The 9,653-nt window shown below is 44.9% G+C and carries 5 protein-coding genes and 1 pseudogene; 3 read left to right on the forward strand and 3 right to left on the reverse strand.

From position 1 onward, the window contains the following. Positions 1 to 173 precede the first annotated feature (173 nt). A complete protein-coding gene (locus GX089_02990; protein ID NLP01435.1) occupies positions 174 to 4,961 on the forward strand; it encodes a tetratricopeptide repeat protein in 4,788 nt (1,595 codons plus the stop codon). Positions 4,962 to 5,080: 119 nt separating this feature from the next. On the opposite strand, the gene GX089_02995 is transcribed toward GX089_02990, so the two are convergent. The 3 genes from GX089_02995 to GX089_03005 all read right to left on the reverse strand — a co-directional run bounded on the left by GX089_02995 (position 5,081) and on the right by GX089_03005 (position 8,018). Continuing rightward, positions 5,081 to 6,439 carry a hypothetical protein gene (locus GX089_02995; protein NLP01436.1) on the reverse strand — a complete coding sequence of 453 codons (1,359 nt, stop codon included), beginning with the start codon at positions 6,437 to 6,439 and terminating at the stop codon, positions 5,081 to 5,083. Next, a complete protein-coding gene (locus tag GX089_03000) occupies positions 6,439 to 7,278 on the reverse strand; it encodes a TIGR02147 family protein (GenBank protein NLP01437.1) in 840 nt (279 codons plus the stop codon). The genes GX089_02995 and GX089_03000 overlap by 1 nt, the downstream gene beginning before the upstream one ends. Before the next feature lie 68 nt (positions 7,279 to 7,346). After that, positions 7,347 to 8,018, reverse strand: a complete 672-nt coding sequence (locus GX089_03005; GenBank protein NLP01438.1) for a hypothetical protein — start codon at positions 8,016 to 8,018, stop codon at positions 7,347 to 7,349. A 503-nt stretch (positions 8,019 to 8,521) separates the two neighbouring features. Here GX089_03005 and GX089_03010 point away from each other — a divergent pair. Together GX089_03010 and GX089_03015 are read left to right on the forward strand one after the other, a co-directional pair. Beyond that, positions 8,522 to 9,382, forward strand: a pseudogene (locus tag GX089_03010) (ABC transporter ATP-binding protein). Beyond that, a partial coding sequence (locus GX089_03015; GenBank protein ID NLP01439.1) for an ATP-binding cassette domain-containing protein occupies positions 9,375 to 9,653 on the forward strand: 279 nt, incomplete at its 3' end. The pseudogene GX089_03010 and the gene GX089_03015, both read left to right, overlap by 8 nt.

Raw genomic sequence — 9,653 nt, forward strand, 5'->3', positions numbered from 1 at the left:
TATTATAAAATCCCCTCTAATTTAATCTCCTTCCATTTTCTTTCTTCCCCCTCTTCCTCCCTTAATGCACTGTCACAAAAAGAAATAAAAACTCTCTTAAAAAGCTTGATTTTCTGATTTAACCGTTTATACCATTAAATCAGGGTACTATATATATAAAAGGAGATAAGAAGATGCGCTGGTTAAAACCGTTTTGCCTGATGATAATGGTGTTTTCGGTAGCTGTTGCGAAAAATGCTCCTGAACCTCAGATTTCCATCGTTATTACAAAGCCCGTCGATGCTGCAATGGCAGATGATCCCCAGAGCCGCTGGGGTGTCGCTCTGATCGACCGCTTTGTCCGCTTTCGCCTTGAACCTCTGAAGGGGATAAAGGTTATCAGTGAAGAACAGATGGGTAAATGGATCCCCTCTATGGGGAGAATCGAAGGTGTGGTAAGTGATGCGCAATATGAAAGCGTTGCCGAAAAAGGACGTGCTACCCATTTCCTGAATCAGAAATTCGAGTACTCCCAGAGAGAAAAGACTCTTTTTTACTATGTGGAAGTGGTCAGAAGGAGTGACAGGCAGGTTGTAGCCAGTTCCGACAGGTCGATTCCTGCAGAGAAGATCTACTCTGGAATTGATTCCAGCCTTGTATCTGTTCTCAATCATCTGAAGGTGGAAAGATCCCAACAGGTCAACAGGTTTTTTCAGATACCTGTTGTTGGTAAAAATTTTAAACTCATTAAGCAGCTTGGGGATGTGCTTCTAAAGGAGAAGAGTGGTTCCAGTCCTGGAGATGCAGTTCTGGGTAAAGAATATGAAAAGATAATACAGAAAGATCCTCTGATGCTTCTGGCGAATTATTCCTGCGGTCAGGCTTTTTTCAGGGCTGGAAAGTATGACAAATCGGCAAAATACCTGAAGGAACTTCTTGATCTTATCCCGATGCACTCAGATCTGTTTCTGATGTTGACAAAGAGTTACAGGCTCAGTGGGCGGTATGAAGACGCATTGAATGTGATAGCAGGATACGAGAGGAATCAGAAATTAGATGTGGAGTTTCTGGTGGAGAGGGCACTTGCTTATGAAGGAGCAGGGCATGATAGTTATGCATTTAAGGTTCATACACAGGTTCTTGCGCTCAATCCAAAGCAGTCACAGTCACTCCATTTCATGGCCAGACAGAAAAACAAGGCATCCCGTTTCAAGGAAGCATTCGAATATGCAAATAAGATGGTGGTTTCTGATCCTGGAAACGGGTATGGGTATTTTGAACGGGGCAAGAGTTTTCTCGGAGGAAAGCAGGAGCAGAAGGCGCTTGCTGATCTGGAAAAAGCTGCCAAAATGCTTCCGGATGATGCTTCTGTTCAGGAGCTTCTTGCAGATCTTTACCTTAAAAAGCAGCTTTACAAAGAAGCGGTTACCCATTTTCGGAATGCGCTCAGGACAAATCAGAATGATCTTGAGCTTTACCTGAAAACGGCTACTGCACTGGAGAGTAATAAAAATGTTACTGAAGCGCTGAATCTGCTTACGGGTATATCAGTTAAATTCAGCGGCAATGCGATGCTTTACAAGGCTACCGGTCTTCTGCAGTTCAAGACTGGAAACCTCAATGATGCGATTGTAAATCTGGAGAAATATGTGAAGGCTTATCCCAATGACGGGGAGGTGTTCAGGACTCTGGGAAATATCTACTCTCTGAAATCGGATTTTTCCAGGGCTGTTGATGCCTACAAAATGGCCATGCCTTTACTGAAAGAGAAAAATGTCTGCAGGATGCCGATTGCAGAAATTTATATCCAGCAGAAAAATTACTCTGCTGCCCGGAAAATGCTGAATGAAATTCTGGCGGAAAAACCGGGAAAGGGCGCTCATCTGATGATGGGGGAGGTGCTGACCCATCAGGGAGAACTGAAGTCTGCTCTCTCTCATCTGGAAAAAGAGCGTTCACTGCATGGAAACAGTGTTGTTGTTCAGGAGAAAATCGCTCAACTCTATTTCAAGCAGAATTTCCAGTTTCCTGCAAAGACTGAATTTACAAAGCTTATAAACCTCTCTCCTTCACATCCTACCGCCTATTACTACCTGGCTGTTCTGAGTCTCAGAGAGAAAAACAGGGCAACAGCCGAAAATTTTCTGAAAAAAGCGGCTGCACTGGGGCCGGGTGATGCTGCTATTTATGAGCAAATCGGTGATGCTTATCTGAAAATGGGAGTAGGCAATAAAGCTGTGGAATCATTCGAGAAGGCGCTTTCTTTTAATGGTAAAAATGTGGAGATCCTTTTAAAGCTGACAAGTGTATACGAAAAAGAGGACAATGACAGCATGGCGGCAGAGAGCTGTATCCGTCTTTTCAATGTTGACAACACAAAGCATTCAGGATATCTTGCCCAGGCTGGCCATCTGTTCAGGAAAATAAAGATGGATAAAAAGGCTGCGGATGCGTACTCGCTTTTCCTCAGCAGGGGATTCAAGGATTTCAATGTGAATTCCAATTATGCCATGATCATGTACGAAAGCAAGGACTACAAAAAAGTCATTTCACTGCTTAAGATGGCAGGTATCAGCATGCTTCAGAACGGGAATGTGCTGATGATACTTGCTGATTCCTATTGTAAAGAGGGGCGGTACGAAGACGCGATTCCTCTCCTGTCAAAACTTCTGGCTTCAGGCCAGGAAAGCAGGGAGGTAATGGAATTGTCTGCAGTTGCATACGAGAAAACAGGCGATACTCTGAGTGCGATCTCTTTTTATGAGAGATTCCTCAGATTTCCCTTACAGGACAAGGATGCCGGTATTCTTTACCATCTCGGAGAACTTTATGAAAGTAAAAAGATGGACTCAAAGGCTATCGCCAGGTATGAGGCGAATATAAAGGAAATTCCTGATGATCTGAGGAACCACTGGCAGTTGGGAAATCTTTACATCAGCTCAAAGCAATGGGAAAAAGCAAGGATAATTCTCGAAAAAGCCGTTGAGTTTCCCCATGCTAAAATCGAGTTTAAAAAGCTGCTGGCCCGTACCTATACGGCTCTCAATGAACCGGAACGTGCGGCTGACTTTTATCACAAATACCTTAAAAGCTCTGGATCCGATGCTATCGCCTGGAAAGAACTGGGTACGATATACTATTCCCGTAAAATGTATTCTCAGGCTATCAAACCACTGGACAGGGCTGTAGAGCTTCTGCCCGATGACTTCGAAAGTCTTTACATGCTGGGAATCTCGCTTGTGGAATCCGAGGAATACAGCAAAGCAATTTCACCTCTGGGCCGTGCAAGAGCCATCAAAAAAACCGATACCGGAATTCTTGAACTCACTGCACTGTGCTATAGAAAACTCAATCAGAATTCCTCTTTGATGGATTTTCTGAGAGAATGGATCAAGATCGATCCCAAACGGTATGACATCAAAATCGAACTTGGCTCTCTCATGCTGCAGGAGAAGAAAGTCAGTGATGCCATAAAGATGCTTAAAGAGGCTGCAAAATTTGTACCGTCAGATGTACGGCCACGTCTTCTGCTGGCAGAGGCTTATGAGGTATCAGGAAATGACAGTCTGAGGCTCTTTGAACTTAAAAACGCCCTGAAATTTGCTCCTCAGGAATGGGAAGCGCATTACCAGACCGGTCGATATTATATGTCAAAAGGAGCACATAGAGAAGCGGAACAGCATTTGGCAAGAGCGGTGGATCTGCATCAGGGACATGCAGGTGCAAGATTTGATTATGGCAGCCTTCTTCTTGAACTCGGAAAACCAGCTGCTTCACTTGCGCAGCTCAATTCCGCACTGGAAAAAGAACCGAATAATGCCAGATATCTTGCAACTGCCGCTTATGCACTCTGTCTGACAGGTAATCAGAAACGGGGGCTTCAGAACATCTCTGTTGCTCTGGGGAAGAGCACCTCTGATGCGCAGGTACTTTACTGGGCAGGACGGGTTTATTATCAGGTTGGGAAAAAAGAACAGGCTCGTCAGGGTTTTGACGATGCCCTCTCCATTGATCCCTCATTCGCTCCCTGTTTTGAGGCGCTTGGGGATATAAGCATGGAAGAACTGAAGTTTAAAGATGCAGCCAGGAACTATTTCCGTTCCTGGGAAAAAGGCGGGTACAATGAAAGGCGTGCTTTCAAGCTTGGAAGTGCGCTCACCTATGATAGAAAGTTTGTGGAAGCCAGAGATTTTTATGAAGCTGTTGTAAAGAGAAATCCCGGGTTCAGTGAAGCTGTTTACCGCCTGGTTGAGGTGCACTGTGAACTCAAAGAACTTGAAAAGGCCAGAGCACTTCTCAAGAATTTCAAAAAGGATGGATCGCCATGGATGCAACTGGCACAGGGAAAAATTTACGAGACGGAAAACAACACAGAAGCGGCGATGGTGGCTTATACCATTGCAGGGCGTATTGATCCTGAAAATCCGCATTACCTGGCCGGGTTGGGACATACTTACCTGAAGCAGAAGAAGACTCAGGAGGCAATCGAGGCGCTTTCCATGGCATCTGCTTCAGACCAGCTCAATATGCAGCTTTTGATTGATCTGGGCAGGGCTTTTCAGGGGAGCGGTGATTCGGAATCGGCTTTCCTGTATTATCAGGAAGTAGAAAAGAGATGCCCTGAGCATCCGGATGTTTACAAATTGATGGCGGACGTCAAATCAGAACAGAAAATGCATCGTGATGCCGCAAAGATCTGTGAACGCGGGCTGAAGTACCATCCCGATGATCCCGATTTGCTTTACAAACTGGGGCTGGAACTTGAACTGGCCGGGGAGTATGAATCTGCTGTAAAAGCTTTCCAGAATGCGCTGAAAAAAGGAAAAGGAGCACCAGTTGAGGCACTTCGCCATATCGGTAACATCTACTATGTAAAAATTGTCAACAGCAAAAAAGCCAGAGAGTTCTTCAAAAGATATGTCAAGGCCGGTGGAGAAAGCCCCGAAGTCTCAGAAGCGATGAAAAAACTGGAAGGAATTTAGAGGTATCCCCATTATAATAAAGGAGAGGAATCCGATCGCGAAAAAGCCTGATTCGCTGGAATCTCCTCTCCATTTTTTAATGCTGGAATCCGGTTCTGATGTTTTGAATAATTGTTGTATTATTTTAACGGAAATTGTTCAAGCCTGTCTGTATCTGTGCGATATTCGACTTCGTATTCTATACCACCTTCCGCATAGATCCCGCTGACAAGGCCAGTTGAATAATCGATAATTCCCTGAAAATCTCCGGCCACACCTTTTCCATAATTAATGAATGCCTCCATAGATGCCCGTGAGGGATCCTGGCCTGCTTCCAGTGGCACTTCAGGGATTATTCTGATTTTTATTTCCCGCAGAGGTCCTGATGTAAAAGAAAGTTCATAATTGATTTTGACAAGCCTGTTTTCTGTGTGGGTGTCAGGATCATCTCCCCGGATGCAGGTGTATCTGATGAGTTCGGACTTTGTGTTATCCCGTTTTTCAACCGAAAGGGTAACTGTGTCTTTCTGAGGGTTTACATATTCATTCCCGTACAGTACTTCCTGTATTTTCATCTGGTCAACCATTGAAATCCGCTTCAGGGAGAGTATCCGGTTGTCGGAAGTGCTTGAGAAGGTATTGTCCTGTCCGGCATCAAATCGCACGTAAAGTTCAGTACCTGAATTGTCTCTGGAATAGGACGCAAAGAGCGTTGACCGGGGAGAAGCCGTGGTTTTACTGAGATAAAGCATCCCGTCTCCATCACTGTCCCGGTATTCTTCATAGATGTCCATTCCGGAAAGGGTTGATTTCCGGCTCAGACTGATAAGTGAACTGTCGAATCTGTATGTGATTGGCGGGCTCCTCAGCACAAGTCTTATAGCAGGTTGTGAAGTCCGTCGTGTTATAAGGTAGATAACTGAGTCGGGAGTGTACTCGCTCAATGTAACCGTTACAGGGGAAACTTCGACAATTATAGGGTCAAATGGGCCTTTATCAATACCGATCGTATCGATCCTGGTCACAAGAACTGTGTCAAGAATAATAACTGTATCCACAAGGAAAATAGAGTCGTTATGCAGTCGCTCTGAAAAAACAAGAGAACTGTCAGGTGAGTTCTCCTGATGCTTAACAACGGTATCTGATTTGATAGATGTCTCTACGATTGTATCTACGATGTAAACAGTATCTATAGTGATCACGGTGTCTGTTCTGTACACTATAGTAAAGGAATCCTGGTCCTCTGCTGATATGGTTTTTTTTGCCAGTGATGGTGTTTCGGTCAGATCTGTGTGTATAAATCCGGGATCAAGCTGAGAGATGCCGTTAACCAGGTAAGATGAGGGCAGCCATTGATCAACAGTAAGAAGCGGCTCAAATGCTGACCTGGCACAGGTTGTCATTCCGGGATTGCCGGTTTCTGTACCTAAGGAACAGTTCAGAAAAAGCAGATAAGCTGCAGACAATACCGGCAGAAGCTTGACAGCAGCTTTAAGCATCAGGCATTCCTCCTGCTTTTAAAGTATGTTGAAACAGGGAAGAGCTGAAGGTTTAACTGAGCGACTTTTTCCGGATTTGTATCGGATTCTGCAAGTTCAAGCAGTTCTTTTCTAAGTGCCCGGAGTTTTTCTATTATTGCGGCGTAACTTTCTTCCGAAACACTTATTGTAACGCTTGTAATATCTCTTTTTTCTGCCGGGAACCTCTCTATTGATTCTGATGCGAGACGCATCATTGCTTTATGATAATTCGCTACTGCTACTGATCTTACCTGTGGACCTGTTGTCAGGGATGATGAGGTCTTTTCGTAGGAACCGTCTTTTTTCTGCCGCAGAAAATCAAGCTTCAGAAGAAGCTCTACCGACTTCTGTGCCTCCCTGGCGGTGATTGGTGGAGAGACCATCGAACCCAGTTTCCTGAAATCACCCCGGAAGTCGACTGCGGTTGCCAGTTCTCTGATAACCGGGTTGTACCATGATGTGTAGTACTCGTACTCTGATTCTTCCAGTTTGCGTGCATCGGTTTTTACCCGGTGCCTTAGAAGACGGGTGAGGTAAAGATTCTTCTCCTCCAGGGTCTTGCTTTGATTGAGAAAAACAAGGTTCTCAAAGTAATCGGCTTCACTTTTGTTCAGGTTGAATGCCTTGATTACCTTGAAAACACTCTCCTTTGTCAGATTTCTGTTTCCATCGATAACAAGCTTGAGGAAATTGGGAGATTTAAACCCTGCTTTTTGAGAAAAAAGCCGATACGAATAGAATGGATGTTCGAGCTTTTTTTTCTCAAACAGAAGGCGCAGGTATTCCCTGTAATCCATGTATTCGTAAATCGGCTTCATTCTCCCCCTGATATGCCTGTTTTAAACCGAGGATTCCGCCTTATAGATGGCGGAATCCTCCTGAAGCATCAGTTCCAGCAACTGAATGCTACCTGCCTTGAAGCGGTATACTGAAGGCTCTCTTCTGTCCATTTATGGACACATGCAGCATGTAGAACCCGCTTCGTATCCTCCTGCTGCCTTTGTCCAGATTCCATGAAAATATTGGCAGCTATCATACCTCTTGAGTCATCATCGAAGGTATGGTTGAACTGTATAGCGACTTTTCGGCTCTCAAGAGATTTCGCCGGAAAGAGGCGAAGGCTGTAATTACCATTTCCGCTGTACTGAAGAAGTGCGGGATCAAAGCGTCTGCCTACAATGTTATTGTATTGTGCTGATGCTGCAAAATTGCCCTGGATAAAGGCCTCGACCGGTTCCCCATCGATCCAGAGCCACATGCTGTCTGCAACGAAATCCTCGGGTAGACGGAAACTCAGTGTGGTCTCTATGCTGTCAAGGTTTTGACCATTGATACCATCCTGGTTGGCAAAATACTGATCCGGTCGCTGCACAAAAGTGATCAGAGTAACTGCGGTTCCGGAATTAACTCTGGTTTCAAGCAGCAGGCTGTCAACGTTGGTAGAGACAGAACATCCCCTGCGAACATCACTGGAATTAAAGTTGGCTAAATTAATCTGCCCGAAACATAGCCCGGTAAGAAAAAGGATCGCTATTTCTGAGTGCATTTTGAACTTCATAATAACTCTCCCTCATTATTTTAAGAGAGCGGAAAATTTGTGCCCTCAATGAAGAATATAGCCATAAATTTGAAGAAGTGTCAATCAGATGCAGAATTAAACGTATTCTGAAGAATACAGTTAAAAAATTGAAAAAAGCATAACATCATGAATTATAAGGAAAAAGTGATAACAAATACAGATGCAATTGTGATAATTGTATTACTGGGGAATCGTGATTTATGACGTTAAATCTTGAGTTTATCTCCGGGGTAAAATCGTGACTTGAGGTGTTAAATCATGAAATCAATTCATGGTTAAATAATCACTTCCTGTGGAAGGTACTTCTATATTAGTAGTTGTTTTGAAGCAAACCATAAAACAGTTTCTTAAGATATCTTTTTACCGGGAGAAAAACTCTGTCTACCTGTTTGAATTGTTCCGATCTGCATGTAACCTTTAAGCTGGAGGGCTGCACCGCAGAGGCTGTGCGGGGAGTCAGCTTTGAGATAGAGGATAAAAGCACACTGGGAATAGTGGGGGAGTCCGGATGCGGCAAGACTATGACTGCTCTCTCTATTATGCGTCTTATTCCTGAACCGCCAGGCAGAATTACCAAAGGAAGCATAACTTTTGAGGGCAAAGACCTTCTGAAGATCCCCGAGAGGGAGATCCGGCAGATCCGGGGCGGCAGGATTTCCATGATCTTCCAGGATCCCATGTCATCCCTTAACCCGGTCTACACATGCGGTTATCAGATCATGGAAGCTATCCGTGAGCATCTCTCTTTGCCATCATCAGAGGCTGGTGAACTGGCATCTAAGGTACTTTACGAAGTAGGAATCCCCGATCCATCACGTACCATGTCCAGTTTCCCTCATCAGTTAAGCGGAGGAATGCGACAGAGGGTAATGATAGCGATGACGCTTGCCTGTTCTCCAAGGCTTCTTATTGCAGATGAACCCACAACAGCCCTGGATGTCACAGTGCAGGCCAGAATTTTAGATCTTCTGCATCAGCTCCGGGAAAGCAAATCGATGAGCATGGTGCTTATTACCCATAATCTGGGGATTGTGGGAGATATTGCAGACTATGTGATGGTGATGTATGCAGGGGAGGTGATGGAGTACGCAAGTGTAAAGGATCTCTTTGGCACTCCGCTGCATCCCTACACCGTAAACCTCCTTCAGACAATTCCTCATCTGGAACTGAAAAAGGAGCGTTTAAAGGTTATTCCGGGGGATGTGCCGACTCTGCGCAACATTCCCTCAGGCTGTCCATTTCATCCCAGGTGTGAACGGGCAATGGATATCTGCCGCGAGAGGCATCCTGAACTTCTGGATTCAGGTCCTGGTCACAAAGTAAGGTGTTTTTTATATGAATAACAGTTCAGAGCAGGCAGTAGCTGTCGATGTAAAGGATCTCAGGGTTCATTTTCCCATCCGTAAAGGTGTGTTCGCTACTGTGGCTGGAGTTGTGAAAGCTGTTGACGGAGTGACATTTCAGATCCGCAGAGGTGAAATTTTTGCCCTGGTGGGGGAGTCCGGATGCGGTAAAACAACTACTGCCCAGGCGATTCTGGGACTTACTCCCCGGACATCAGGCAGTGTCTCCCTTTCAGTGGGGGAATGGAAGGAGAAGGGGATCAGGTGGGAG

Origin of the sequence: Fibrobacter sp., from assembly GCA_012523595.1 — a bacterium.
GTDB lineage: Bacteria > Fibrobacterota > Chitinivibrionia > Chitinivibrionales > Chitinispirillaceae > JAAYIG01.

Coding starts and splice junctions, on each gene's coding strand:
- GX089_02990 (NLP01435.1), top strand. CDS start 174: ATGCGCTGGTTAAAACCGTTTTGCCTGATGATAATGGTGTTTTCGGTA.
- GX089_02995 (NLP01436.1), bottom strand. CDS start 6,439: ATGCTTAAAGCTGCTGTCAAGCTTCTGCCGGTATTGTCTGCAGCTTAT.
- GX089_03000 (NLP01437.1), bottom strand. CDS start 7,278: ATGAAGCCGATTTACGAATACATGGATTACAGGGAATACCTGCGCCTT.
- GX089_03005 (NLP01438.1), bottom strand. CDS start 8,018: ATGAAGTTCAAAATGCACTCAGAAATAGCGATCCTTTTTCTTACCGGG.